The organism is Streptomyces sp. NPDC002896 (assembly GCF_040295225.1).
Lineage (GTDB): Bacteria > Actinomycetota > Actinomycetes > Streptomycetales > Streptomycetaceae > Streptomyces.
On the sequence record NZ_JBEOVA010000023.1, the window covers coordinates 53,438 to 79,882 of the forward strand.

At 70.1% G+C, this 26,445-nt stretch carries 22 protein-coding genes; 12 read left to right on the forward strand and 10 right to left on the reverse strand.

Annotation, left to right across the window (positions count from 1 at the left end):
* Positions 1 to 6: 6 nt before the first annotated feature.
* The 3 genes from ABT009_RS32885 to ABT009_RS32895 form a co-directional block, all read right to left on the reverse strand.
* Positions 7 to 1,158, reverse strand: a complete 1,152-nt coding sequence (locus ABT009_RS32885; protein ID WP_351303302.1) for a winged helix DNA-binding domain-containing protein — start codon at positions 1,156 to 1,158, stop codon at positions 7 to 9.
* A gap of 110 nt (positions 1,159 to 1,268) precedes the next feature.
* Positions 1,269 to 1,610, reverse strand: a complete 342-nt coding sequence (locus ABT009_RS32890; RefSeq protein WP_351303305.1) for a GNAT family N-acetyltransferase — start codon at positions 1,608 to 1,610, stop codon at positions 1,269 to 1,271.
* Positions 1,611 to 1,620: 10 nt separating this feature from the next.
* Complete coding sequence (locus ABT009_RS32895) at positions 1,621 to 2,601, reverse strand: pirin family protein (protein WP_351303308.1); 981 nt, start codon at positions 2,599 to 2,601, stop codon at positions 1,621 to 1,623.
* Positions 2,602 to 2,727: 126 nt separating this feature from the next.
* Between ABT009_RS32895 and ABT009_RS32900 the strand changes: the two genes are divergently transcribed.
* A complete protein-coding gene (locus ABT009_RS32900) occupies positions 2,728 to 3,216 on the forward strand; it encodes a carboxymuconolactone decarboxylase family protein (RefSeq protein ID WP_351303311.1) in 489 nt (162 codons plus the stop codon).
* A gap of 323 nt (positions 3,217 to 3,539) precedes the next feature.
* Positions 3,540 to 4,703, forward strand: a complete 1,164-nt coding sequence (locus tag ABT009_RS32905) for an MFS transporter (protein WP_502990014.1) — start codon at positions 3,540 to 3,542, stop codon at positions 4,701 to 4,703.
* A gap of 63 nt (positions 4,704 to 4,766) precedes the next feature.
* Here ABT009_RS32905 and ABT009_RS32910 read toward each other — a convergent pair whose 3' ends face one another.
* Positions 4,767 to 7,541 carry a helix-turn-helix transcriptional regulator gene (locus ABT009_RS32910; protein ID WP_351303317.1) on the reverse strand — a complete coding sequence of 925 codons (2,775 nt, stop codon included), beginning with the start codon at positions 7,539 to 7,541 and terminating at the stop codon, positions 4,767 to 4,769.
* Positions 7,542 to 7,855: 314 nt separating this feature from the next.
* Here ABT009_RS32910 and ABT009_RS32915 point away from each other — a divergent pair, with 314 nt between their 5' ends.
* The 4 genes from ABT009_RS32915 (at position 7,856) to ABT009_RS32930 (ending at position 13,948) form a co-directional block, all read left to right on the forward strand.
* Positions 7,856 to 10,654, forward strand: a complete 2,799-nt coding sequence (locus tag ABT009_RS32915; RefSeq protein ID WP_351303320.1) for a helix-turn-helix transcriptional regulator — start codon at positions 7,856 to 7,858, stop codon at positions 10,652 to 10,654.
* A gap of 115 nt (positions 10,655 to 10,769) precedes the next feature.
* Positions 10,770 to 11,756, forward strand: coding sequence for an alpha/beta hydrolase (locus tag ABT009_RS32920; protein WP_351303323.1), 987 nt, complete (start codon positions 10,770 to 10,772; stop codon positions 11,754 to 11,756).
* 99 nt (positions 11,757 to 11,855) lie between these two features.
* Positions 11,856 to 12,914, forward strand: coding sequence for a helix-turn-helix domain-containing protein (locus ABT009_RS32925; RefSeq protein ID WP_351303326.1), 1,059 nt, complete (start codon positions 11,856 to 11,858; stop codon positions 12,912 to 12,914).
* A complete protein-coding gene (locus ABT009_RS32930) occupies positions 12,893 to 13,948 on the forward strand; it encodes a helix-turn-helix domain-containing protein (protein ID WP_351303329.1) in 1,056 nt (351 codons plus the stop codon). The genes ABT009_RS32925 and ABT009_RS32930 overlap by 22 nt, the downstream gene beginning before the upstream one ends.
* 15 nt (positions 13,949 to 13,963) lie before the next feature.
* Here ABT009_RS32930 and ABT009_RS32935 read toward each other — a convergent pair whose 3' ends face one another.
* The 4 genes from ABT009_RS32935 to ABT009_RS32950 all read right to left on the reverse strand — a co-directional run bounded on the left by ABT009_RS32935 (position 13,964) and on the right by ABT009_RS32950 (position 17,926).
* Positions 13,964 to 14,701, reverse strand: a complete 738-nt coding sequence (locus ABT009_RS32935; RefSeq protein ID WP_351303332.1) for a YoaK family protein — start codon at positions 14,699 to 14,701, stop codon at positions 13,964 to 13,966.
* Positions 14,682 to 15,206 (reverse strand): DoxX family protein, encoded by a 525-nt coding sequence (locus ABT009_RS32940; RefSeq protein ID WP_351303335.1) that lies wholly within the window; start codon positions 15,204 to 15,206, stop codon positions 14,682 to 14,684. The genes ABT009_RS32935 and ABT009_RS32940 overlap by 20 nt, the downstream gene beginning before the upstream one ends.
* Before the next feature lie 48 nt (positions 15,207 to 15,254).
* The gene (locus ABT009_RS32945; RefSeq protein WP_351303515.1) at positions 15,255 to 15,917 is read right to left on the reverse strand and encodes a hydrolase; all 663 of its coding nucleotides are present in this window, start codon (positions 15,915 to 15,917) and stop codon (positions 15,255 to 15,257) included.
* 131 nt (positions 15,918 to 16,048) lie between these two features.
* The gene (locus tag ABT009_RS32950; protein WP_351303518.1) at positions 16,049 to 17,926 is read right to left on the reverse strand and encodes an amidohydrolase; all 1,878 of its coding nucleotides are present in this window, start codon (positions 17,924 to 17,926) and stop codon (positions 16,049 to 16,051) included.
* A 444-nt stretch (positions 17,927 to 18,370) separates the two neighbouring features.
* Here ABT009_RS32950 and ABT009_RS32955 point away from each other — a divergent pair, with 444 nt between their 5' ends.
* Together ABT009_RS32955 and ABT009_RS32960 are read left to right on the forward strand one after the other, a co-directional pair.
* Positions 18,371 to 19,342, forward strand: a complete 972-nt coding sequence (locus ABT009_RS32955) for an alpha/beta hydrolase (RefSeq protein ID WP_351303338.1) — start codon at positions 18,371 to 18,373, stop codon at positions 19,340 to 19,342.
* 42 nt (positions 19,343 to 19,384) lie between these two features.
* Complete coding sequence (locus ABT009_RS32960) at positions 19,385 to 20,107, forward strand: alpha/beta fold hydrolase (protein ID WP_351303341.1); 723 nt, start codon at positions 19,385 to 19,387, stop codon at positions 20,105 to 20,107.
* Positions 20,108 to 20,221: 114 nt separating this feature from the next.
* Here ABT009_RS32960 and ABT009_RS32965 read toward each other — a convergent pair whose 3' ends face one another.
* Both ABT009_RS32965 and ABT009_RS32970 read right to left on the reverse strand, forming a co-directional pair.
* Positions 20,222 to 21,349 (reverse strand): low temperature requirement protein A, encoded by a 1,128-nt coding sequence (locus tag ABT009_RS32965; RefSeq protein WP_351303344.1) that lies wholly within the window; start codon positions 21,347 to 21,349, stop codon positions 20,222 to 20,224.
* Between the two features lie 50 nt (positions 21,350 to 21,399).
* The gene (locus ABT009_RS32970) at positions 21,400 to 22,767 is read right to left on the reverse strand and encodes a dihydrolipoyl dehydrogenase family protein (RefSeq protein WP_351303347.1); all 1,368 of its coding nucleotides are present in this window, start codon (positions 22,765 to 22,767) and stop codon (positions 21,400 to 21,402) included.
* Positions 22,768 to 23,007: 240 nt separating this feature from the next.
* On the opposite strand from ABT009_RS32970, the gene ABT009_RS32975 reads away from it, so the two are divergent.
* The 4 genes from ABT009_RS32975 (at position 23,008) to ABT009_RS32990 (ending at position 26,442) form a co-directional block, all read left to right on the forward strand.
* Positions 23,008 to 23,586: a Dps family protein gene (locus ABT009_RS32975; RefSeq protein WP_351303349.1), complete on the forward strand. Its 579-nt coding sequence runs from the start codon at positions 23,008 to 23,010 to the stop codon at positions 23,584 to 23,586.
* A gap of 102 nt (positions 23,587 to 23,688) precedes the next feature.
* Entirely contained in the window at positions 23,689 to 24,558 is an 870-nt protein-coding gene (locus tag ABT009_RS32980; protein WP_351303352.1) for a LysR family transcriptional regulator, read from the forward strand.
* Between the two features lie 175 nt (positions 24,559 to 24,733).
* Positions 24,734 to 25,831: an LLM class flavin-dependent oxidoreductase gene (locus ABT009_RS32985; RefSeq protein WP_351303355.1), complete on the forward strand. Its 1,098-nt coding sequence runs from the start codon at positions 24,734 to 24,736 to the stop codon at positions 25,829 to 25,831.
* Positions 25,828 to 26,442, forward strand: coding sequence for an FMN reductase (locus ABT009_RS32990; protein WP_351303357.1), 615 nt, complete (start codon positions 25,828 to 25,830; stop codon positions 26,440 to 26,442). The genes ABT009_RS32985 and ABT009_RS32990 overlap by 4 nt, the downstream gene beginning before the upstream one ends.
* The last annotated feature ends 3 nt before the right edge of the window (positions 26,443 to 26,445 follow it).

A 26,445-nucleotide genomic window follows, 5' to 3' on the forward strand; every position in this document is an offset into this window, starting at 1 on the left:
CCTGGATTACTTCTGCGGGAGTATCCGTACCTGAGATACCTGAGCGTCGGGGAGCTTGGCCCACCAGTGGTCGTATCGGCTGTAGACCTTGGGATCGCGATCGGTCAGCAGCATCGTCAGGGACTGGGCCTCGGCGGCGAGTCCGTCCCAGGTCTCGGGTGACAGGTCGTGGAAGGCCGTCGCCTCGATGCCGCCGTCGACCGGGCGCCACACGCCGGCGACGTAGCCGTCGACCAGCAGGGTCGGCAGTACGTCGCCGTTGTTGCGGGTCACCAGCGGGCGGTAGTCCGGGGGGATTACGCGGGCCCGGTCGGCGTATGCCAGCAGGATGCTGTCCCACATCGCCATCAGCCGAGGCGGGGCCGGAGTGTCTTCAGGCGGGCGCAGGGCGCCGGGGATGTCGAACAGCGTCGTGCCGTCGGTACCGTGTATCTGTTCGACGACGCCGTTGAGCGCTCGCAGCGCCTCGCGGACCGGTGCCCGCTGGACCATGGCGAACTGCGCCACGTCCGCCACGGACGCCGGCCCGAACCCTTCCAGGTAGCGCAGGATGAGGGTTTGCAGCGCCTCCGGCTTCGTCTCCCGGCCCGTGGGTACGGGCCCGGTCTGCGCCGCGACGTACGACGGCGGTGTGGCGAAGGACCACGGCCCGCCGACCGGTACGTGCAGCAGCGGCGCGTACGACCGCAGCCCCCACCACGCACCGGCCTTATGTCCGGCCCCGAGGCGCTGTTCGAGCCACGTCTCCATCTCCGTGGCCGCCCTCGGCTGGTCGGCGAACTTCAGCAGCTCCGGTACCAGTTCACCGGCGTCTGCGGGGGTGAGCCCTGCCGCCGCGAAGCGGGAGCCGAGCCGTGAGCCATACAGCGTCGGCTGCATAGCCTCACGGAAGACCTGGTAGTCGTCGGCGTGGACCACGTGTGGCGTGATCCGCATCAGAGTCGCCTTGACGACCGCGCGGCTGGTGAAGGCGGCGGCCAGATCGGCCGGAGCGAAGCCGGTGAGCCGGTTCCACAACGCGAGATACGGCGAGGCGGCGTGCTGCGCCTGCAGCGCGACCACACGGTGCACTCCGTCGATGGCGCTCAACGGCTCCCGCCGCAGCAACAGTTGGCGGCTGAGCGTGGCCCGGTTGAGTTCGCGCGCGGTGATCTCCACGACCGAGGATTGTGCCGTGGGCCGGCCCCCGGCCGCCAGCGCCCTCCAGTTATATGGCGGTACGGCCGGTCCCGGCTTTCGGCGGCGTCGGGGACGTTGCGCGCGGGCGGTCAGTGCGGCAGCACGGTCTCCAGCCACTCCAGGATCTCGGGAGTGACCGGGTCGGTGATGTCGGCGAACTCCTCATGCTTCTTGAGGAACTTGGCCACGTAGGGGCAGACCGGCACGATCCGCTTCCCTGAGTCGCGTACGTCGGTCAGCGCCTGCTGTACGAGTATCGAGGCCAGGCCCTGCCCGGCGAAGGCGTCGTCGATTTCCGTGTGGAAGAAGACGCGCTGGTCGTCGCGGTCGCGGTACGCGGTGAGGCCTGCGGTCTTTCCGTCGACCAGGATTTCGTAACGGTGCCGGGGGTCCACTCGCTGGACGGTCGGAGCGGCGGCGGGCTGCGTCATGGTGTGCCTTTCAGTGGCGCGTCGGGTTCTTGCGCGGCGCGATGGTGGCGTTCGGCAGGGCGGGCGCGGGAAGACGGTCGCCGTCGTAACCATCGACCTTGCCGAAGCGGTCGGACGCGTTCTGCCACGCTTCCCTGGCTTCGACGATGTCTTCGTGGCTCCGACCGATGAAATTCCACCACATGACGATCTGTTCCTCGAACGGTGTCCCGCCGAGCAGGACGGTCCGGGCGGCGGTGTCCGTCTCGTTCGTCAGTGTCAGCGTGTCGTTCCCCGTGCCGAGGTAGCCCAACTCGGCCGCGTGCAGGAGCGTTCCGGCCATGCGGACATCCCCGTGGTCGACGAGAAGGCCGTGCTCGAACTCGGGGTCAATAGTGAGCGTGGTCGTCGAGCGCGGCTCGAGGATGAGTTCGGCGCCGAGCAAGGGCGTGAAGGTCCGCACCGGAGAGGTGTCACCGGCTAGGGATCCCAGGAACACTCTGATATCGGCTCCGTCCGTCCGGGCCGGGCTCGGGACGTAGTGCTGGAAGTCCCGGGCGGTGTGCCGGTGTTCTTCGGGAAGCGCCACCCACAGCTGGACGCCGTGGAGGATCGTGGTGCGGGTGGTGGAGACTTCCGAGTGGCTGATGCCGTGCCCGCCCGTCATGAGGTTCAACTCACCTGGCCGTACGAAGGCGTGGCTGCCCAGGCTGTCGCGGTGCTCGATCTCCCCGTTGAACAGCCAGCTCACCGTCTGCAGACCGGTGTGCGGATGGGGGGCGACGTCCATGCCGCCCGTGTCGGCGATGTCGTCGGGGCCGTAGTGGTCGATGAAGCACCAGGCTCCGATCAGCGTCCGTGCCCGCTGCGGCAGTGTGCGCCGTACCGTCATAGCCCTCGGGCCGCCCAGGGGGACGTCTCGCGCGGAGAGGACGTCGACCTGCGGCAATGGCCGGCCATGGTCCGAGGCCGCGCAGCGCAGTTCGGTGGGATCTTTCTCGACGTTGCTCATCGCACGCCTCTCTCACCCGAGGATGGTTTTATGTTCAACATTCATGGCCGATGATAATCGGAGCGTGCCCTGTCGGTGCACGTCAAGGCAAGCGAGGGCCCGGAGCGGCCCGTGAAGGAGTCCAGGTTGAGTGACACGGCAGCAGGCCCCGTGGGTGAGCGGGTCTTCGTCGACAAGCAGAGCCCGAAGGCCTACCACGCGTTGGTCGAGACAGCCGAGGCGGTTCGCGCGACTGCCGCCGACGCGGGTCTGGACCGCATGCTCGTGGAACTGATCAACCTCCGCGTGTCACAGATCAACGGCTGCGCCTACTGCCTCAACGTGCATACTCGGGCCGCACTGCGCGCGGGCGAGACCACCCAGCGCCTGGGAGTGTTGGCCGCCTGGCGCGACACCGAAGTGTTCACGGCACGGGAACGCGCGGCACTCACCCTGGCTGAGGCGACCACCGAACCCGCGAACGCCGTCCTGCAGGAGAGCGCTTATGACGCGGCTCGCCGGCTCCTCAGCGACGATGAGATCTCCGCGGTGATCTGGGTGGCGATCACCATCAACGCGTTCAACCGGGTCTCGGTCATGAGCAAGCATCCCGTGCGCGCGATCCCTCAGCAGTGATCCGGTTTCATGCATTGCCGGGAGCCGAGTCCCCGGTCGGGGGGGCTCATCTCCGAGGCTCATCGCCGAACGAGCTCATCTCGGGTCGAGCGGTCATCTCGGATCGAGATGACTGACATCCCGAACCATCGCATCAGGTGAGGAAGCACGAGGGGCGGGCCGGCGCTTAAGCCTGCGTGACGGCATCGATGAAGCTGCCGGCACCGCACAGCGCTTCCGCCCGAGCCGGGATGCCCGGCCCGCCCCTCGAGAAGGTGCACATGTCCGCATCATCCGACCTCCAGACCCCACGCCGCTCCGCGACCGCACAGGCCACCCACGGCGTGCCGGGCTGGCTGGTCGCGTTCCTGGCCGTCGCGTCCGGTATGACGGTCGCCAACCTGTACTACGCCCAGCCTCTGCTGTCCTCGCTGAGCAGCGTCTTCCACACCAGCACGGCCACCGCCGGCGCACTGATCACACTCACCCAGGTCGGCTACGTCCTCGGCATGCTCTTCCTGGTCCCTCTCGGCGACCGGCTGGAGAAGCGCAACCTGATCACCGCCCTGCTGGCGGTCACGACCCTTGCCCTGGTGGCCGCCGGACTCGCCACCAGTTTCCCCATGCTGCTTATCGCCTCGCTGGTCAGCGGCGCCACCTCGGTCGTCGCCCAGATCCTGGTGCCGTTCGCCGCGAGCCTCGCCCCCGACCACGCCAGGGGCCGCATAGTCGGGCGGGTGATGAGCGGCCTGCTCACCGGCATCCTGCTCTCGCGGACGCTGAGCAGCCTGGTCTCCGACCTCGCCGGCTGGCGCGTCGTCTTCCTCGGCTCCGCCGCCCTGATGGCCGTACTCGCGGTGGCCCTGCGTGCGGCTCTGCCGCAGCACGCCCCGACCACGACCATTCCGTACCACCACGTGCTGCGCTCCACCGTCCGGCTGGTGCGCACGCACCCGGCGCTGCTGCGCCGCGGCCTGTACCAGGCGGCGATGTTCGGGGCCTTCAGCGCCTTCTGGACCACCGTCTCCTTCGTCCTGACCGGTCCCCGCTTCCACTACTCGCCGGTGGGGGTCGGCGTCTTCGCCCTCGTCGGCGCGGCCGGCGCGGCCATCGCTCCGTTCGCCGGGCACTGGGCCGACCGGGGGCTCGTACGTCCGATGACCGGTGCCGCCTTCGTGGTCGCCGCGCTGGCCTTCGCACTCGCGGGCCTCGGCGGACACAGCATCGTACTGATCGCCCTGGCCGCCATCCTGATCGACATGGCCGTGCAGACGACGCTCATCCTCGGCCAGCACACCGTCTACCAGCTCGACCCCGCCGCCCGCGCCCGCCTCAACAGCGCCTTCATCGCCACGTTCTTCGTCGGCGGCGCGGCCGGTTCCCAGCTCGGCTCCGTCGTCTATCACGCCGGAGGCTGGACGGCTCTCACCGTTCTGGGCGCGGCCCTCCCCTTGCTGGCCCTCCTGTACTGGACCACCGAACGCCGGCAGCGGGCTGGGCAGAGCTGACCACCGAGACCCGCGGCGCCAAGCCGTCGGCAGCATCGCCCGGCAGAGGTCCCGCACGCGGAGTCAGTCCGGCCGCGGCATGTGGCCGAGAGCGTCGCGCAGTTGGGTGCGGGCGGTGATGCCCAGCTTGGGGAAGATCTTGTGCAAGTGGAAGCCGATCGTGCGCGGAGACAGGTAGAGCCGGGCACCGATATCCCGGTTGGTCAGGCCTTCTGCGGCCAGTTGAGCGATCTGCAGCTCTTGCGGCGTCAGGCCGGCCACGGCTTCTGGCGCTGCGGAAGTCACGGCCACACCTGCCGCCCGGAGTTCGGCAGTGGTGCGCTCGATCCAGGGGCGTGCGTCCAGACGCTCGAAGACGTCCAGGGCGGTGCCGAGCAGGGGACGCGCCTCGGCGGTCCGCCGGCGGCGCCGCAGCCATTCGGCGAAGTCCAGGTGGGCGAGGGCGTACTCGAAAGGCCACCGGGCGTTGGCCGGGTCGCCGAGCGCCGCACGGAAATGTGGCTCCGCGTCGTCAGGATCGCTGAGCAGGGCCGAGGCGCGATGTATGACCGCGTCCAGGCGAGCGGACCGGGACTCGTCGAGGGTCTTCTCGGCGGCGCGGAGCACGGTGCGGGCGTCGTCCGTCTGTCCGGCGCGCACGGCGGCGGCGGCAAGATCGGCGAGGTGGTAGAGGGAGGCGTGGTAGTGCACGGGTGCGGGGTGGGAGTCGGGGGTGAAGGCGCGGCGGAGTTGCTCGTACGCCGTCGTGTGGTCGCCCTCCGCGAGGGCTGCCATGCCGAGCGCGTGGCGGTAACGCACATACAGACTGCGAGACTTGCGCAGGTCGAGTCCGCGGACGGCGTCGTCCACCTGCGCACGGGCGCCCGCGTGGTCCCCTCGGGCGGCGCGCAGCGTTGCCTGGAGAATCGGCGATCCCACGGTGACGTTGTCCGCGCCCGCCTCTGTCGCCATGCCAAAGGCGTCCTCGGCGGCCGACTGGGCCGCGGTCCAGGCTCCGGTCTCGAACAGTGCGAGGGCGAGCGCTTGCGCGACGGTGCAGTTGGTGCCGGCCGTCGCGGCACGTCGCAGCTGGTCCATTGCCTGGCCCAGCAGGCGTACGGCCTCGTCGGTCTCGTCCAGTATCCAGGCCGAGGCGCCGAGCTGGACGAGGGCGGACAGGGCGTCGTCCGGCATGGCGTCCACTGCGTGGGTCAGGCTCTTCAGAGTCTGCTGCCGGTCCGTGAACGGCCGGCCGGCCGCATGTGTCCAGACGCGGTCGGTCTCATCCGGCTGCGGCGGGATGAGGGCGCTGATGCGCTCGATTTCGTTCCGGTAGGAAGGATCGCCGGAGTTGTACGCCGGGGTCGCGGCCGTTCCCAGAGCGCTCAGCGCGAGAGCGGGTGCCGGTGTGGCCATGGACTCGGCCACGGGCAGCAGGAAGGCCAGAGAGTCGTCGTGCCGCAGGGTGACGGCCAGTGACCACCCGGCGCGGAGGGATGCCTCGGCGAGGAGTTGCGGGTCGTCCGTCAGAGCGTCGACCTGGGCCGCGATCTCACCGACCCACTGCGGATGCCCCGCGAACATGGCCGACGTGGCTGCGGCGAGCAGGCGGCGGGCACGCTGCTGCGGGTCCGGGGTGAGTTCGGCGGCGCGTTCCAGGGCGGCGGCCGCGGCCGCGTGTCCGCCGCGGTGCTGGGAGCGTTCTGCGCTCTCCGCCAAGGCGTCGGCGACCTGTTCGTCCGGGCCGAGTGCGGCTGCGGCGAGATGCCAGGCGCGACGATCGGGTTCGTGTGCGAGCGCGGCGGCGAGCGCCAGGTGGGCCTCGCGGCGTTCGGTGAACGAGGCGGCCTGGTAGATCGCGGAGCGGACCAGCGGGTGGCGCAGACGCACGTGGCCGCCCTCGACGCGCACCAGCCCTGCCTGCTCGGCGGGCAGCCAGACCTCCGGCCCGTCCATGCCCGGGGCGGCCTGGAGAACGTCCGAGAGTTGCGCGGTGCCGGCGGCCGCCGCCAAGAGCAGGGCCCGCCTTGTGGTGTGCGGCAGGGTCGGCAGGTCGGCGGCGAAGATCTGCTCCAGCCGGGCGGTCAGCGGGAGTGAGCCGCTCGAGCCGATCTCGCGGCTGCCCGGACCCTTGGCGAAGGCTCGCGTGAGCTCGATGAGGGCCAGCGGGTTCCCGGCGGCCTGCTGGAGGATCTGGGACCGGACCCTGCCCCGAGGCGGATGCGGCTGCGCGTCCAGCAGGAGCCCGGCCGCGGCTCGGTTGAGGGGGCCGGCCGTCAGATGCGGGAAGTCGCGGTCGAAGCGCACTGGCACCGCTTCGTCGCGGGCGGCGAGCAGCATGGCGGCGGGTTCACCTTCAAGGCGCCGGGCGACGAACGCGAGCACGTCCAGCGAGCCGACGTCGAGCCACTGAGCGTCGTCGACGATGATCAGCAATGGGCGTTCCGTCGCCGTGTCCGAGAGCAGCGTCAGCACGCCGACCCTGATCAACAGCGGGTCCGGCGCCTGCGATCCGTCGGTCTGGTCCATGCCGAATGCGCAGCGCAGGGCGTCGCGCTGCCGCGACGGAAGCCGATCGACACCGGTGAGGACCGGACGCAGGAGTTGGTGCACCCCAGCGAAACCAAGGTCCATCTCGCCTTCGCAGCCTCGCACCCGGAGCACACGTCGACCGCGGGACAGCGCCTGCGAGGCGGCCCAGTCCACCAGGGTGCTCTTGCCTGCGCCCGGCTCGCCGGTCAGCACGAGCACCTTCGGGCCGCTTCCCTCCGTGGCGTCGACCAACTGGCCGATCCGGGGCATTTCATGATCCCTGCCCAGGATCTCCAGCTCGGGTGCCCGCTCCGTGCCGAACTCCATGCTGTCCCTTTTCCTCCAACCGACCGCCTGGCAAAGCGGGCATGCAGGCGACGAACGTGCTCATCGCTCTGACTGCATCCTGCCAGTCCCCCTGCAGGGACCGTCGTGGAGTTCGTTCCGCGGACAGCACACATGACTGGTCACATGACAGAAGCGTGCCTCTGCGCATCCCTGACAGCATCCGAATCGGCATGCCGAGGGCGATCTCGTCCGCGGTATCGGCTGATCGGAGTGCGGTGGGGGGATTCGAGGTGACGGGCGCAGTGGCCGCCGATAAGGGAGACGGCCCTGACAGCTCAGGGCTGAGTGGCACATTGCCGATCGGCCGTGAGGCGGAGGTCGACCGGCTCCTGCGGTCCGTCGACGGGCGCAGTGGTTCGCCACACGTCCTGCTCGTTCTCGGGGAGGCGGGCACGGGCAAGACCCGGTTGGTCCGGGTCGCCGAGGAGAAGGCCAGAGGACGCCGAGCCTTGGTCTTGTCGGCGCAGGGCTGCGACTCGGAGGCGCAGCAGTCGTTCGCATCCCTGCACCAGCTCCTCCTCCCGGTGGTGGGCGAGCTCGATGCGCTGCCGGAAGACCAGCGGCTGGCGCTGCGCGCCGTCTTCGGGCCGGCGCCGGACGCCGGCCCGCCGGAGGGAATGGTCCTGCGCGTCGCGGTCCTGACACTGCTGGGTCACCTCGCGCAGGCAAGCCCGGTCCTGCTGACCGTGGACGACATCCAGGACTGCGACCGCGACTCCATGGAGGTCCTCTTCTTCGTGTCGCGACGCCTGACCGACCAGGCCGTGACGGTGCTGTTCACTGCACGCGGAGAGGCTCCCCCGGCCTGGGTTCCTGCGGATCTTGCCGTCCTGTGTCTCGGACCGCTGTCACGGCGGGCGGCGGCTCGGCTTCTGGACGCGCAGCCTGGTGCACCCACCGGAAGGACCAGGCTGGACCTGCTTCAGCAAGCGAAGGGGAATCCGCTGGCGATCATCGAACTGAGCCGGGCCGCACGCAGCGGAACCGGGGGGTCACGGGCGGGTGGGGAGCTGCGGCAGACCTCGCATATCCAGCAGATGTTCGCCGTACGACTGGGTGCGCTGCCGGAAGGGACACAGCGCGCACTGCTGTACGCGGCGGCCGCTGGGCAGCAGGAGCAACTCACTTCGGTCATGGCCGCGTTGGGTACCCATGATCTGAAGGTGTGGGTTCCGGCGGAGGAAGCCGGGCTGATCACCATCGCCGACGGCCGTCTCGCTTTCCACAACCCGCTGATGCGCACATCGGCCTACCACAGGCAGCCCGCGAAGCTGCGTCAGCAGGCCCACCGGGATCTGGCCGCCGTACGCGGCCGCCACCCCGCGTACCAGGCTTGGCATCTGTCCGCGGCGGCCATCGGTCCGGACGAGTCCGTGGCCGCGGCTCTGGAGGAAGCCGCCGGCGCCCACGGTGCCGCCCCGGCTGAGCAGGGCGCAGATTGCTTCGCCGCGGCGAAGGCACTGGAACAGGCCGCGCGTTTCAGTCCCCTCGACCACGACCGGGCCCGCCGTCTCGCCAAGGCACTGACCGCCGCAAGCCAGGTCGGAGACCCGGGATGGGTGCGCGACCTGTACGCGATGCTGACCCGAGTGAACCGCGACCCGGAACTGATGTGCGTCGCGGCCTGCGTCATGAGTGGGGCACTGTCACTGCTCTCCTTCCAGCGGGAGGCCTTCGACCTCCTGCTCGGGGTGTCGCAGCACACACCGCCCGGCAGCGCCACAACCGCCTTCGCCCTGGCGGCAGCCGCCACGATCATCGCCTGCCAGTCCGGACTTCCCGAGCACCGGCTGCAGCTGCCACGCCTGCTCGACCAGGCGGTACGGGCAGCGCAGACGAAGGAAGCCCGGTCCGGGCAGAACGGCCGGTCCTTTCCCGAACACGCCGAGCCTGAGGTCCTCGCGTCCCTGGAGGCCCTCGTGAAGTCCGGAATCGATCCGGCCGCCCATGCCGACAGCACGCTGCGAAGGCTGACGATCCCGCTTCCCGGCACCCTCGACGGCCCGGGCCGGCTGACCCGGCTGATGACGACCGCCTCGGTCGCCTACCACGCCGACGAGGCCGACCTGTGCGCAGAGCAGTACCGGCAGGCAGGCGAGCTGCTGCGCTCGCAGGGAGCCCTGGGCCCTCGCGCGTGGACCCTCGCGGCCCAGGTGGACACACTCCTGAGCATCGGGCGGTGGGCGGAAGCCGAGACACTGATCGAGGAGGGCCTCTCCCACGCCGCCGTCCATGGATGGACTCGCATCGAGATGGACTTGGAAGCCCTACGAGCGACCCTGCGCGCACTTCGCGGCGAGAGCGTACCGGGTGTGCAGTTCACCGGCCCGAACTGGCGCTCCGTCAGTCTGGACGAGAACCGGGCCACACATGCACGGATGCTGCGGGCATGCGGTCTGACGGCGATGGCCCTCGGCGACGGAGACAGTGCCTTCCGGCACCTGCGGGCCCTGTTCGCGGACGACGGCTCCCCCCTCGACCCCTTCCTCTCCCCCCGCTGCATCGCCGAACTCGCCGCCGCCGCCCAGCGCACCGGCCGGCGGCTGGAGGCGGCGCGCATCCTCCTGGAGGTCCGACGACGCCAGGGCGCCCGGCCGACGACCCGGATGACTCTGCTCATGCACCATGCGGCGGCCCTCGTCGACGAGGATGCGGATTCCGAGCACCACTTCCGGCTCGCCGTGGTCAATCCGCAGGCAGCCAGGTGGCCCCTGGAACGGGCCCAGGCCCGCCTCCACTACGCGATCTGGCTGCGCAGGCGCAGAAGGCCTCTGGAAGCGCGCGAGCAGCTGACCGTCGTCCTCGAGGAAGCGACCCGCATCGGAGCCCAGCACCTTGCCACATCAGCTCGCGGCGAGCTGCGCGCCAGCGGGGTCGCCCACGCTCCCACCTCGGCAGATCCGCTGACCGAACTGACCGCCCAGCAACAGCAGATCGTACGGTTGGCCGCGAACGGCCTGTCGAACCGGGAGATCGGCGAACAGCTCTTCCTCTCGCCGCGTACTGTGGGCTCGCACCTGTACAACGTCTATCCCAAGCTCGGCATCAGCAGCCGCCACCAGCTGCGCGACATCCTCTTGCACGACAGGTGACGTACGCGCGGCAGCAGACCGGTGTCAGAGACCGACGAGCTGGTGCACCGGCGTTCGTCCTCCTTGGCCGCTGAGCGACGAACCAGAGCCCAGAGGCGAGCGAGAGGTGTACCGGATGCAGTCGGACCCCGGGGAGGACGCAGGCGGGAAGTGTCCCTCCGCCGTGACTCTCGATCCGCTGGTGCAATGGCTCGTAGACGCGTCCTCAGCCCCGCCGTATCTGCACGAACTGCCGCCGGTCGACGGCCGGCAGGCGCTGAGGGAGTCCCAGGTCCACCTGATCGAGGACTTCGACGTGGACGCCACCTTCCAGCTGGCACCCGTGGGACCGTCCGGGCTGGTGGGCTTCTGGATCTTCAGACCGCCGCGCGTAACAGGCCCGCTCCCCGCCATGCTCTACGTCCACGGGGGCCGGTGGATGCTGGGAGACGCGCAGACCCACGCCCGGCTCATCAGCGAGCTCGTGCTCAGCGCAGGCGTGGCCGCCGTCGTCCCCGAGTACAGCCGCACTCCCGAGGCCCGCTATCCCGTGGCCATCGAGGAGTGCTACGCGCTGATGACCTGGGCGGTCCGGCATGCCGGGGAACTCGGGCTCGACCCGGACCGGTTGGTGGCCGCCGGGGACTGCGCCGGCGCCACCATGGCCACGGCGCTGACCATGATGGCGAAGTCGCGCGGCGGCCCGAGGATCCGCGCCCAGCTGCTGTACTACCCGATCACCGACGCACAGTGCGACAGCCCATCCCAGCGGCAGTTCGCCACGGGATATCTCCTCACCCGGGAGGCCCTGCGCTGGTACTGGCAGCAGTACAGCGACGATCCCCGGCGGCAGGCCGAGCCGACCGCGTCCCCGTTGCGCGCGAGTCTGGCGGAGCTTGCGGGGCTGCCGCCGGCGCTGGTGATCACGGCGGAGGCCGATGTGACGCGGGACGAGGGAGAGGAGTACGCGAGTCGACTGCGGCGTGCGGGAGTTGAGGTGACCGCGGCCCGTTTCCTGGGAACGGTCCATGACTTCGTGTCCCTGACCGCGTTGCGCGACAGTCCGCCGACGCGGGCGGCCTTGCGGCAGGGCGGCGCTTACCTGCGCGGACTGCTGAGCTGACGGGCTGCCAGGTCGGGCTGTCAGGCCCGCCGTGGCGAAGTGCGCAGACCAGTCGGCCGACTGATGCATCGGTCATCCATCGAAGGCACGCTGGTCGGCATGTCAGCGTTCTTTGGTTCCCGCACGGGGGACGGCGGCCTCGGCCACGACTCCACCGCGAGGCGACGTGGTCAGGTGCTCACCACGAGTTCTGTGCCTGCTCGCGAGAGTCTGGAGTTCTGGCATGACGCCGTGCTCGCGACGCTCGTCGGGATGGACATCTCCGCGGAGGGCGGCACGTACGACGCCACGATGCGTACGGACCACCTCGGCGACCTTCAGATCACCACGGTCGACTGCGATCCGGGAGAGGCCTACCGGGCCCCGCGCTTCATCGCCCGCGGCGACGGCAAGCAGGTGTTCGTCGCCGTCATGAGCAGGGGCGTCGCCCAGATCGAGCAGGACGACCGGTACGCGGAGCTGGGGCCGGGCGATGTCGCGTTCTTCGAGACCGTTCGCCCCTTTCGCTCGCGCTTTTCGCAGCAGTTCCAGTTGAAGATCTTCGCCGTGCCGCGAGGCCTCCTCGGCCAGCCGGAGGCGGTCCTGAGCCGGATAACGGCGCGCCCCCTGCGGCCGGTGACCGGGCTTGCAGCCGTGCTGTCACCGTTCATGTCGCGCCTGGCGGACACGTCCGAGTCCTACTCCGGGCCGGTCGCCGAGCGGCTGGCCGGCAGCGCCGTGGACCTGCTGGCCGCCACCGTGGCGGAGCAACTCGGCGTGGAGCAGACGAGCCTGCCCGGCGCCGACCGGGTCCTGCTGCTGCGCGTCCAGAGGTTCATTCGCTGGCACTTGGCAGAACCGGGCCTCACCCCGGGGGTCATTGCACGGGCGCATGGCATCTCGGTGCGGTATCTGCACCGGCTGTTCGAACAGGAGGGCACAACGGTCGGCCGTTGGATCCTCGAGCTCCGACTGGACGAGTGCCGCAGGGAGTTGGCGGCCTTCGACGCGCAGGGCGGGAGCGTAGGAAGCGTCGCCCGTCGCTGGGGATTCACCGGCACTGCCCATTTCGGGCGAGCCTTTCGCCGGGAGCACGGAATGTCCCCGACCGAGTGGCTGCGATTCGAACGCGCCTGGCGCTCCATCGAGGAGGACCGGTGCCAGGCAGTGAGCTGCTGATGGTGGGCACGCCGCACACGGTCCTGTCCACGGACACGGAAACGGGCACGGACACGGAAACGGGCACGGATACGGACACAGCCGGGCCCTCGGACGACATGCTGTCCTGGAAGCAGGTCCTGTCGAGGACCTACGTCGATCTCGAGCTGGTCGTCCGAGAAGACCCAGGGTCCTGGACGGGCTCCCTCAGGGCGGACCGGCTGGGATCGCTACAGGTCGCGACCGAGGAGTCCGACCCCGTGAAGCTCGTTCGGACCCCGCAGGGCGCGGCGGCGGACGGCCACGCATACATCTTCGCCCGCCTGCAGCTGGAGGGACGGGCCCTCCTGTGCCAGGACGGCCGCTCCACGCAGGTGCATCCGGGAGTCCTGGCCTTCTACGACGCGAGCCGGCCGTTCAGTCTTGTCCTGCCGGAGCGCCACCGGGCCCGTGTCCTGATGGTTCCCCGCCCGATGCTGAGGCTGAGCGACGCGGAGATACGCCGGGTCACCGCGACGGCCATCGGCGACGCGCCCGACGGTCTGGCCGCTCTGCTTCTCCCGCTTCTGTCCGGAGTGGTCCAGGAGATCGGCTCGGCCTCGCCGCTCGTGCGCGAGAGACTCGCCCGCACCGCCGCCGACCTCCTCGCCACCTTGGCCGAAAACCAGTTGGCCGCTGATGGGCCGCCCTGTGCCGGGACAGGGCCGGCAACGATGCTGGACCGGATCAAGGCCTCCATCGAGACCCGCCTCGGCGAGCCCGGGCTCTCGCCCCAGATGCTCGCCGACGAGCACGGCATCTCCCTGCGCTACCTGCACAAGCTCTTCCAGGAGCAGGGCACCACGGTCGGCCGCTGGGTGCGCGAACGGCGGCTCGACGCGTGCAGGGCCGAACTGGCCCGTCCGGAGGCGGCCGGTCGGGCCATCGCCGCGGTGGCCGCCCGATGGGGATTCATCAGCGCCTCCCACTTCAGCCACGCCTTCCGCAAGGCCTACGGGGTGTCTCCGGCGCAGTGGCGCAGTACCGCGGGCAGGGAGCGGCGGCAGGTCGGGTGACCGGCCGCCGGGTGTTCACGCCGTGGGCCTGATCCAGACAGCGTCCGAGGCCGAGAGGCGATAGGTGGCCACGGACGTCACCGCCAGGAGCACCAGCGCCAGGCCCAGGGTGAGGGCGAGTTCGGTGTGCAGCAGGAGCGCGGCGCCGGCGAGGGCTCCGAGGAACATGGCCAGCACGGACAGGATTCGCCGTCCGGGTCGGGGTGCCGCCCCGCCGGCCGGGGTGGAGTCCGCGGCCAGTCCCGTCAGGGTCAGGGTCAGCACTGTCGTCGTCAGATCCGGGACGCCGAGGCGGCGGGCGACCGCGTTCTGCAGCCCCATGGCGAGGCCGAGGAGCACGATCAGGGCATACCGGACCGTGGTGGTCACCTCGCCGTGCGAGGCCGCGGTCGTGATGACGGCCGCGGCGACCAGCACCGCCTCGAGCGCCGTTGCGATGGTCAGCAGCCGCCCGCGGTGTGCCGCGAACCGGGTGCCGAACCGGCCTCCCGCCAGCGCGCCGGCGAGGAACGCGGCCATCGATATGACGGAGGCGAGCGCGGACAGGCCCTCGGCGCCCGCCAGAGCGAAGCCGAGGAAGACGACGTTGCCCGTCATGTTGGCGACGAAGACGTGCCCGAGCGACAGATAGCTCACGGCGTCGACCAGTCCGGTCACCACGGTCAGCGTCAGCATCAGCGGCGGCAGCGGACCGTGCCGGTCCCCCCTCGGCGGGGCCAACGTGCGGGCCGCGTCAGTCAGCAGCTTGTACATGCGGAGTTCTCCTGCCTGGAGCGGGCGGACGTCGCAGCACCGCACGGGTGAGCAGTCCGCTGGCCGGGCCGATGACGATGGCCGCGAGGCAGACCCACAGCGGCCAGGGGGTCAGCCCGATGACGTGGTCGGCCGACCAACGGCCGGGGCCGGTGAGCGCCAGCACCGCGGAGGCGATGACGAGGACCATCGGGTACTCGTAGCCGTCGTTCTGGACCCAGAGCCCGTTGTGCCATTTGACGGTGCCGGCGACCGTCATCACTCCCATGGCGGCCATCGCCGCCATGGGAGTGAGCAGTCCGGCCGCCAGGAACAGGCCGGCACCGATCTGACTGCCGCCCGCGGCGAGCGCGGTGAGCCGGCCGCCGCGGAAGCCGTCATGCCGGAACTCCTCGGTACCGCCTGCCAAACCGTTGCCGCCCAGCCGGAAACTGACCTTCTGCACTCCGTGCCCGGCGATGAGGAGACCCGCCACCAGCCGGAGGACCAACAGTCCGGTGTCCATTGCGTTCCTGCCTGTTCCTGACGTTCCGTTGATGACCGTTTGAAGAGGTCAGCCGGCCGCGTGGCCGCCGATGACCGCCTGTGCGTAGACGAGCCCGAGGCCATAGGCGCCGCCGTGCTCCTTCACCACCTCCGTGACGGGGACATACGTCTCCGTACGCGCCCAGTCGCGCTGGAGCTCGAGCAGCACCTGCACCCAGGTCACCGGAATCGCGCCGCCCTGGACCATGCGCTGGACGGCGTGCTCGTGCGCCTGCGGGCTGACACCGCCGGACGCGTCGGTGACCACGTAGACCTCGTAGCCCTGGGCGATGGCGGACAGCGTGGGCAGGACGACGCAGACCTCGGTCCACAGGCCGGCGATGACGAGCTTCTTGCGGCCGGTCGCCTTGACGGCCTCGACGAAGTCGATGTCCTCCCAGGCGTTCATCGTGGTCCGGTCGATGATCTTCTGGTCGGGGAAGACATCGGCCAGCTGCGGCATGATCGGTCCCGAGAAGGACTCGGCGGCCACGGTGCTCAGCACGACCGGGACGTCGAAGACCTTGGCGGCCTTCGCCAGGCCCACGGTCGAGTTGATGATCGCGGTGCGGTCGCCGCTGCCGGTGCCGAAGAACATCTGCGGCTGGTGGTCCACGAACAGCACGGCGCAGTTGTCGGGGGTCAGCAGGTCGGGGCTGGGGGCCGCGGTGACGTCGGAGATGTTGACCATGACAGAGCCTTTCATCGGTTATGTGATCGCGGACGGGCGTCCGCTGTTGAGAGCAACCGCCGATTGGGCGGTGCGAGTTGGGGGGTGGTGTCCCGGGAGGGGCGGCTCGTGGCCGGGCCCCTCCCGGGAGATCAGAGCGAGAAGCAGGGGTCGAAGACCGTGCTCTCGGTTTCCGGGGCGAGGCCGCGTCGGGCGCGCCACTGCCGGTGCTGCTCCGACTCGGCGACGGCCTGGCCGAGCAACTCGGCCTGGCGGGCGCCCGACAGGCCGGTTCGGGGCGTGGCCTGGTAGCCGCCGAAGTGCGCGACCGGGCTCCACGCGGGGCTGACCGGCGGCAGTTCCTCGTCGAGGCCCTCGTACTCGGCGGCGGCATAGACGATCCGGCCGCCGACGACCGTCAGCAGGGATTCGATGTGAGCGATGTCCGGCTCGGGCACCGTGAAGTAGTCCTCGGACAGAACCGCCAGATCGCCGTAACAGCCCGGGCGCAGAACGCCCTTGACGCCCTCCTCGCCGGTCAGCGCGGCACCCGACTCGGTGAACATCGCGAGCGCGGTTGGCCGGTCGACTCGGTTGTGCGGCGGGCGGACGACCAGGTCGCCGACGGTGCGGCCGCTGACGAGCCAGTGCAGGGCGATCCACGGGTTGTAGGTGGAGACGCGGGTGGCGTCGGTGCCGGCGCCGACGGTCAGTCCGCGCTCCAGCATGGCCCGGATCGGCGGGGCGTCCGCGGCCGCGCCGGGGCCGTAGCGGCGTACGAACGCCTCGCCCTGGAAGGACAAGCGGTTCTGCACGGACATGGCGCCGCCGAGGGCGGCGATACGGTCGAGGCTGTCCGCGGAGACGGTCTCCGCATGGTCGAACAGCCACCGGTTCCCGGCCGGGAAAAGTCCTTCCGCAGCGAGCTTCTCGAAGACCGCGAGGTCCCGGCGAATGGTCTCGTCATACGTGGCGTGCAGCCGGAATCCCCAGCCGTTCTCCATGAGGAGTCGCACGGCCTTCTCGAATTCCGCCTCATAATCGCCGAGTTCCGGGCGCGGCTGGGTGAAGTTCTCGAAATCGGCCGCCGCCCAGGTGAGGTTCTCCCCCGCTCCGTTCAGGCGCAGCCATTCGTCCCCGTCCTCGGGGCGGGCCATTTCGATCCAGCGAGCGAGGTCGTCGATTTCCTGACCTGCGGTCTGCGGGAAGAGATGATAGGCGATGCGCAGCGACAGCTGACCGGCCTTGGCCAGTTCGACGACCGTGCTGTAGTTGTCGGGGAAGTTCTGGAATCCCCCGGCCGCGTCGATCGCCGACGTGAGCCCGAACCTGTTCAACTCCCGCAGGAAATGACGGGTCGAGGTCTTCTTGTCCTCACCCTCCAGAACCGGGGCCTTGGCCAGGGTCGAGTAGAGGATCAGGGCGCTCGGGGCGGCCAGCAGCATGCCCGTCGGCTCCCCGTCCCGACCCCGTACTATCTGACCGCCCTTGGGGTCGGGGGTGTCCCGAGTAAACCCGGCGGCCTTGAGCGCCGCGCGGTTGAGCACCGCCGACTGGTACAGGTGCAGGACGAACACCGGGGTGTCCGGCGCGGCGGCGTTCAGCTCGGCGACGGTCGGCAGCCGCCGTTCGGCGAACTGCTCGGCCGACCATCCGCCCACCACCCGCACCCACTGGCCCTTCGGGGTACGGGCCGCCTGCTCACGCAGCATCGCCAGGCCCTGGCGCAGCGTGGGGACGCCGTCCCACCGCAGCTCCAGCACGTAGTTGAGCCCGCCCCGAATCACATGCAGGTGAGAGTCGTTGAGGCCGGGGACCATCCGGCGGCCGAGCGCGTCGACCACCTTCGTGGCCGGGCCGATATGCGGAGCCACGTCCTTGTCGTCGCCGACGACCGTGATGACACCGTCGCGTATGGCGATCGCCTCGGCCCCCGGGCGGCCCGGGTCTCCGGTGTGGATCTTCGCGTTGCGGACCACGAGGTCCGCGGCGTTGTCGGTGGCGCTGGGAACCAGCCCACCGACCGGCATCGTGGACACCTTTCGACAACCTCCTGCGGCGTGAACAGCGTCGATTTCTATCTGCATCGACTTCCAACTGGGCGGCATTTGCGGGCGGGGGTGACCGGGGAACTCGCAATCACTGCGCCCACGCTCAACCGAACTGAGTTCTGAGTGGGATTTCCGTGCGACGCACGGGCCCGGACCCCGGCAGTCCGCAACTGCTGGGCCGCCAGGCTATTTCGAGCCGAAGCGTCTGTGTGTCCTGGCAGTGCACTGGATTCGTTCTGACAGTGCACTGCAGCTCCATTTCCGTGCGCTGTGGGGTCAGCGGCGGTGCGCTGGTGGTCAATCGCCGCCGCCTTCGCGGTTTTAGCGTGGTGACCGGCGACCCCGGCAGACCTCTGTGTCGGACCAGAGCCGCCTCACCTCGCCGGAGAAACCGGCGCATCACTTGAAACTCAGGAGAATCACGTGTCCGATGCCGTCGAGCCGGTTCAGCCCGTCCTGGAGCCGGCGGCAGCCGCCTTCGCCGAAGCGACCGCCAACCCGCCCTACCTCTTCGACCTGCCGCCCGCCGAAGGGCGCAAGGCCGTCGACGAAGTGCAGTCCGGCGAGATCGACAAGCCGGAGACCGACGAGGAGTGGATCACCGTCTCCGGCGGTCCGACCGGCAGTGTCCGGGCACGCATCGTCAAGCCCGCCGACGCCGAGGGCACACTGCCGGTCATCCTCTACATCCACGGCGCGGGCTGGGTGTTCGGCAACGCCCACACCCACGACCGCCTGGTACGCGAACTCGCCGTCGGCGCGAACGCCGCCGTGGTCTTCCCCGAGTACGACCTCTCCCCCGAGGTCCGCTACCCCGTCGCCATCGAGCAGAACTACGCGGTCGCCCAGTGGGTCGTCCAGCAGGGCGCCTCCAAGAACCTCGACGCCACCCGCATCGCGGTCGCCGGTGACTCCGTCGGCGGCAACATGACCGCCGCGCTCACGCTGATGGCCAAGGAACGCGGCGACGTACCGCTGGTCCAGCAGGTGCTCTTCTACCCCGTCACCGACGCCAACTTCGACACCGGCTCCTACCACCAGTTCGCCACCGGCTACTTCCTGCGCCGCGACGGCATGCAGTGGTTCTGGGACCAGTACACCACCGACGAGGCCGAACGCGCCCAGATCACCGCATCCCCGCTGCGCGCCACCACCGAGCAGCTCACCGGGCTGCCGCCGGCGCTGGTCATCACCGGCGAGGCCGACGTGCTGCGCGACGAGGGCGAGGCCTACGCCAACAAGCTGCGGGAGGCCGGTGTCCCTGTCACCGCCGTCCGCTTCCAGGGCGTCATCCACGACTTCGTCATGCTCAACGCCCTGCGCGGGACCCACGCCGCCGAGGCCGCCATCACGCTGGCCACCGGCACTCTGCGCACCGCGCTCCACGGTCACTGACCCGGCACCCCGTACTCACCGACACCAAGGAGGAACCCAGACATGGCCACCAGCACCACTCCCACAGTTGTCCTCGTGCACGGGGCGTTCGCGGACGCATCCAGCTGGTCCGGGGTCATCGCGGAACTGCAGAACGACGGCATCCCCGTGGTGGCGCCGCCCAACCCGCTGCGCGGCCTGGCGGCCGACGCCGCGTACATCGCCTCGGTGGCTGCTCAGATCGACGGTCCGGTGGTGCTTGTCGGGCACTCCTACGGCGGTGCGCTCATCTCCGTGGCCGGCACCACGGAGAACGTCGTCGGGCTGGTCTACGTCGCGGCCTATGTCACCGAAGAGGGTGAGAGCCTGGGCGAGTTGCAGGGCCGCTTCCCGCTCTCGCCGCTCGTCAGCAACCTGAAGGAGGCGACGTACCCCGTGGAGGATGCGGAGCCCGCGGTCGAGGTCACCATCACGGCCGAGGCGTTCCCGGAGATCTTCGCCGCGGACGTCCCGGCCGCCATCACCAAGATGCTGGCGGTGGCGCAGCGTCCGCTGGCCGCCGGCGCGTTCACGGAGACGGCCTCGGCCGCCGCGTGGAAGACCAAACCCTCCTGGGCCCTCGTGGCCGCCGCGGACCAGGCGATCAACCCCGAGGTCCAGCGTTTCGGTGCGAAGCGGGCAGGGGCGACGATCGTCGAGCTCGCGGGCGCCTCACACGCCGTCGCCGTGTCCCAGCCCAAGCAGGTCGCCGATCTGATCCGTGACGCGGTGCGGGCCACGGGCTGACGAGGCGCTGGGACCAGGCGGCACGGGCGGCCGCGCGGACGGGCTCCGGATATGGTGTCCGTCCGCGCGGCCCCTTTGCTGTAGGCAGAGGTGAGATCCGGCGCGGGGGCCTCCTCACCGACGCGGCGCCGTGACCACCACGACCAGCACCGCCAGCAGCACACCGGCGGCCAGGGCAGGTGCCGGGGAGGCGGCGGCCAGCAGGATGCCGGCCGCGGCGACGGGATACGGAATCCGCTCGGCCGCGGTGGTCTGGTGAGGCCGGAGGTGTATGGCCCAGACCGTGATCAGGAAGACGGCCGCGGGGACGGTGACCGCCGCGCCGGCAGCCATCGGCGAGGCGTCCGTCGCGCGCGTGACGTGATCGGCGTATGCGGCCAGTCCGGCTCCCTCGGCGGCCGCCGAGGCGAAGACCAGGTAGTGGCCGTAGGCCCAGGTGAATCTCTTGCGGTGGGCCTGGTGGGTCGTGGCGAGCAGGGTGTGTGCGGGCTTGGCGAAGTACAGCCACCACATGGCGTAGACGATGAGCAGGCCGCCGGCCGCCACCGCGTACAGCGAACCGGTGCCGTGGTGCCGGTCGAAGGCGCCCCGCACGGCGATGGTCGCGGCTGCGACGGACTCTCCGAGGACGATGAGGGTGAACAGTTCGTAGCGCTCGGCGATGTGGCGCGGATGCCATGGGGTCATCCCGGCGGACTGCGCCCACACCGGGACGGCAACCTCGGCGACGATCATCACGACGATGCCCGGTAGCCGCGCCGAGGCCGGGAGCCAGAGCAGCCCGACCCAGCAGACCTGACACACCGTCACTCCGGCGGCGAAACGCAGCGTTGTCGCCCGCCGAGCGGGGTCGGACCGTGCGGCGCGCAGCCACAGTGCGGCCAACGCCGTGCGCAGCACGACGTATCCGATGGTGATGACCCGCAGATCCCCCTCTTCGAACGCGCGGGGAACGCCGGCGGCGAGCACGAGCGACCCCGTGATCTGCACCAGCACCGTCAACCGGTACGGGACGTCGTCGGGGTCGTAGGCGGAGGCGAACCAGGTGAAGTTCATCCACGCCCACCAGATGGTGAAGAAGACCAGCGCGAACCGCAGGACACCGGTCGCGTAGTCCCCGTCGGTCAGCGCCGCGCGCAGGCTCCCGGACGCCTGCGCCACCGCGATGACGAAACACAGGTCGAAGAGAAGTTCCAGCGAGGTGGCCGACCTGTGCGGCTCACCGGGGTCGCGGCCCGGCATGGTGCGCCATCGCCTGGGCGCCGGGACCGCATGGGCGATCGGGAGGCGGCTCAGCGGAGGGCTCCGAGCGCGGCCTCGACCGTCCGGTGGAAGGTCGGGTAGGTGTAGATCATGTGCCGGAGCCGGTGGACGGGCACCTCGGCGTGGACGGCCACGTTCAGCCCGTAGAGCACCTCGCCTCCCGCCGGCCCCGCCGAGGTCGCGCCGATCAGTACGCCCCGGTCGGCGTCCTCGACGAGCTTGATGAACCCCTCGTTGCCCGGCCCGTGGATCCAGCCACGCGTGGAGGATGCGATGGTCAGCACGCTGGTGCGCACCCGCAGCCCCTGCTCGTGGGCCTGGCGCTCCGTCAGGCCCACGGCTCCGATCTCCGGATCGGTGAACGTGACGCGGGGCAGCGCGCGGTAGTCGGCGTCGGGACCGGGCTGCCCGAGGATGTCCTGGACGGCGATCTGCGCCTGGTACATCGACACATGGGTGAAGGCGCCGCGGCCGGTGATGTCGCCGACCGCCCACAGCCCGTCCCCGGCCCGCATCTGCCCGTCCGTGTGCACGGACCCCGCCGTCGGATCGAGGCCGACCGTATCGACCGCCAGCGCGGCCAGGTCGGCGCGGCGCCCGGTGGCGACGAGGAGCCGTTCGGCACGCAACGGCTCCGCGTCCCCCTCCAGCTGTACGGTGAACTCGGCACCGTCATGACTGACCTGCCGGGCCCGGGCGCCCGTGAGGACGGTGACTCCGTCCGCCTGAAGAACCTCTGCGGCCAGTTCCCCGGCTTCCGGTTCCTCCTGGGACAGCAGCCGGTCCTGCCCCTCGATCACCGTGACCGCGCACTTGAAGCGGGCGAAGACCTGGGCGAGTTCGACGCCGATGGCGCCCCCGCCGAGAACGACCATCGACACCGGCAGTTCCTTCGCCGCCATGGCGTCCCGGTTGGTCCAGTACGGAGTTTCCTCGAGCCCCGGTACCGGAGGGATCCTGGGCCGGGTGCCCGTGGCCAGTACGACACCGCGTCGCGCCTCGAACGTGCGGTCACCGACCGTCACTTGACGCACGCCGGAGAGGCGTCCCGTTCCCCGGACGAGCCTTCCGCCCTTGGCCGCGAGACGATCGGCGGCCACCTGGTCGTTCCAGTCATCGGTGGCCTCGTCACGTATACGCCTGGCGATCCGGCCCCAGTCCGGAGTCACTACCGCTTCGCCGGCGAGGGCGGGCATCCGGCGCGCCTCGGCGAGCAGGTTTCCGGCCCGGATCATCATCTTGCTGGGCACGCACCCCCAGTACGGACACTCGCCTCCGACGAGTTCCGCCTCGACCCCCACCACGTCGAGTCCGGCCTCGGCCAGCGTGCCCGCGACGTACTCGCCACCCGGCCCCAGCCCGACGACCACCACATCCGCCTGCTCGTTCGCGCTCATGCCTGCTTCTCCTCGTTCCTCGGGCTCCACGGGCGTGCTGCCCCGCCGAGGCTAGATCGGCCGGGCGAAGGCCCGTGCCCGTCAGCGCACGGATGCTTGCCCGAGAGCGAACGACGGGTACGGGAGCCCCGCACAGTGCGCTGGTGAGCACCACTGCGTGCACTGCTGGGCAAACCGTCCCGGGGCCGGGCACCTAGCGTCACTCGGGTACGCACCGCACGACACCGCAGGAGGCGGACCATGACCACCAGTTCCAGGCCCGTGAGCAGCAGTCAGCCGTGGCTGCACCAGAAGGGCAAGGTGATCCAGGAGTTCGGCACCGTCAAGCAGTTCCCGATCGGCCTGTCCTACGAGGCGCGCATGTACTCCTGCCAGCGCCTGAACAACGTCCTGGCGGACACGCAGATCCTCTACGGCCTCTACAAGAAGCATCACTGGCTGATGCGCGGCGCCACCTTCTACCAACTGCACCTGGTCCTGGACAAGCACGCGGGGGAACAGCTCGAACTCGTCGACACCATCGCCGAACGCGTCCAGTCCCTGGGCGGCGTCGCGGTGGGCGACCCCAGACACGTCGCGGAGATCACGTCGATTCCTCGGCCTCCGGACGGCGTGGAGGAAGTGCCGGCGATGCTGTCGCGGCTGCTGGAGGCCCACGAGACCATCCTCATCGACGCCCACGACGCGGCCTCCCGGACCGGTGAGCTGGGTGACGACGGCACCAACGATCTGCTGGTCTCACAGGTGATCAGGACCGGGGAACTGCAGGCGTGGTTCCTGGCCGAGCATCTGGTCGACACCCCGCTGGTCCGCGCCTGACGGAGCGTCGGGGGCGGCGCCCACGGCACGCCCCTGCGCCCGCATACGATGCGGCGCAGATCAAAGGTCGTCGGACGGGCGTTGCTTGACTGGGAGCGGATCATGGATCTGCGGCAGATGGAAGTCGTCGTCGCGGTGGCGGACGCGGGCGGTTTCACAGCGGCGGCAAGGCGGCTGCACGTGGTCCAGTCCGCCGTGTCGAGCACGGTACGGGCCCTCGAACGCGAACTGGGCACTCCCTTGTTCGACCGCACCACGCACCGCGTCGCCCTCACGCCGGCCGGCGAGGCGTTCGTCCCCGCCGCACGCGCGACGCTCCGCGCCGCCGAACTGGCACGGGAGGCGGTCGACGCCGTCCAGGGGCAGCTGCGCGGGCGCGTGACGGTCGGCACGATGCAGGGCGTCTGGGCGGGACTCCACCACGCCCTGGCCGCGCTGCGAGCGGAGCACCCGGGCGTGGTGGTCCAGCTGCGGCAGGCGGCGGTGGCCGACATCCGGCAGGCACTGCGCGAGGGCACAGTGGACCTGGCCGTGGTGGCGCTCGACCGCCAGCAGCAGCGCGGGCTGACGACCCGGCTGCTGTCCCGCGAGGAGATGGTCCTGTTGGCGTCGTCCCGGCGGGTCATCGCCGGCACGACTCCGAACGGCGCGGTCCAACTCGCGGACGTCGCCCAGCTGCCCTTGGTGGACTTCACGCCCGGCTGGGCCATCCGCTATGCGGTCGACCGGGCCTTCCGTGCCGCGGGCGTCGACCGCAGCACGACCTTCGAGGTGAACGACATCGTCGCGGCAGCCGAACTGGTCCGCAACGACTTGGGCGTCTGCATCATGCCCACGTCGATCGCCGCCCGCTTCCCCGACCTGCCCCAGTACCGGTTCGGCCGGCACGCGCCGAGCTGGAAGATCATGGTGGTCCGGCCTCCCGGCGATGCACCCCCGGCGGTCGCGGCGCTGCTGCGGCACATCACCTGACGGCCTGCCGTCGAAGCCCGGCAGCGAGAACGGGCGCTGTGGGGCCCCTTGCCGTGCACGGACAGTCATCCCGACCATGCGGTGGCCTCCTACCGTTCGAGGACCACACGTTCACCTCATGCATGAACTCGATCACGTCATGCATGGACTCGATCACCTCATGAATGGAGGGACCTTGCAGTTCGGGATCTTCAGCGTCGGCGACGTCACACCGGATCCGACCACGGGCCGTACGCCGACCGAGCACGAGCGCATCAAGGCCATAATCGCCATCGCGCTGAAGGCCGAGGAGGTCGGCCTGGACGTCTTCGCGACCGGCGAGCACCACAACCCGCCGTTCGTCCCCTCGTCGCCGACCACCATGCTCGCTTACATCGCCGCACGGACCGAGAGGCTCATCCTCTCCACCGCCACCACCCTCATCACCACCAACGACCCGGTGAAGATCGCCGAGGACTACGCGATGCTCCAGCACCTGGCCGACGGGCGCGTGGATCTCATCATGGGGCGCGGCAACACCGGGCCCGTCTACCCATGGTTCGGACAGGACATACGCGAAGGCATCAACCTCGCCATCGAGAACTACGGCCTGCTGCACCGGCTGTGGCGCGAGGACGTCGTCAACTGGGAGGGCAAGTTCCGTACGCCGCTGCAGGGGTTCACGTCCACGCCCCGCCCACTGGACGGCGTACCGCCGTTCGTCTGGCACGGCTCGATCCGCTCCCCGGAGATCGCCGAGCAGGCCGCGTACTACGGCGACGGCTTCTTCCACAACAACATCTTCTGGCCGCCCGACCACACCAAACGGATGGTCGAGCTGTACCGGGAGAGGTACGCGCACCACGGCCACGGCACCCCCGAGCAGGCCATCGTCGGCCTCGGCGGCCAGGTGTTCATGCGCAAGAACTCACAGGACGCGGTACGCGAGTTCCGGCCGTACTTCGACAACGCGCCCGTCTACGGCCACGGCCCCTCGCTCGAGGACTTCACCGAGCAGACCCCGCTGACCGTCGGCTCCCCGCAGCAGGTCATCGAGCGGACCCTGTCCTTCCGCCAGTACGCCGGCGACTACCAACGCCAGCTCTTCCTGATGGACCACGCCGGGCTGCCACTCAAAACCGTCCTCGAACAACTCGACATCCTCGGCGAGGAGGTCGTACCGGTGCTGCGCAAGGAGTTCGCCGCAGGGCGGGCGGCCGGGGTGCCGGACGCGCCGACCCACCACTCCCTGCTCGCAGCCGCATCGGAATCGGAAGAGGTGTCCGCCGCATGAAGCTCGTCGTCGTCTCGGCGGGGCTGAGCGTCCCGTCCTCCACACGGCTGCTCGCCGACCGGCTCACCGACGCGGTCCGCGAAAAGCTCGCGGATCAGGACCACAAGGTGGACGTCGACGTCATCGAGTTGCGCGCCCTGGCCGTCGCCATCGCCAACAACCTCGTGACCGGTTTCCCGCCACCACAGCTGGCCACCACGATCGAAACGGTCACGGGCGCCGACGGCCTGATCGCCGTGACGCCGGTGTTCTCCGCGTCGTACAGCGGACTGTTCAAGTCCTTCTTCGACCTGATCGATCCGGACGCCCTCACCGGCAAGCCGGTCCTGATCGCCGCGACCGGCGGCACAGCCCGGCACTCACTGGTCCTGGAACACGCGCTGCGCCCCCTCTTCGCCTACCTGCGCGCCGTCGCCGTCCCCACCGCGGTCTACGCCGCGTCCGAGGACTGGGGATCCGGCAGCGACGCGCACACGCAGGGCCTGTCCGCACGCATACGGCGGGCAGGCGGGGAGATGGCCTCACTCATGACCGCCAGGGCAACCGATGAAGCGCCCGATGACGACAGCACCTCGTTCCAGAGGCAGCTTTCGGATCTGCGCTTCAGCTGAGCC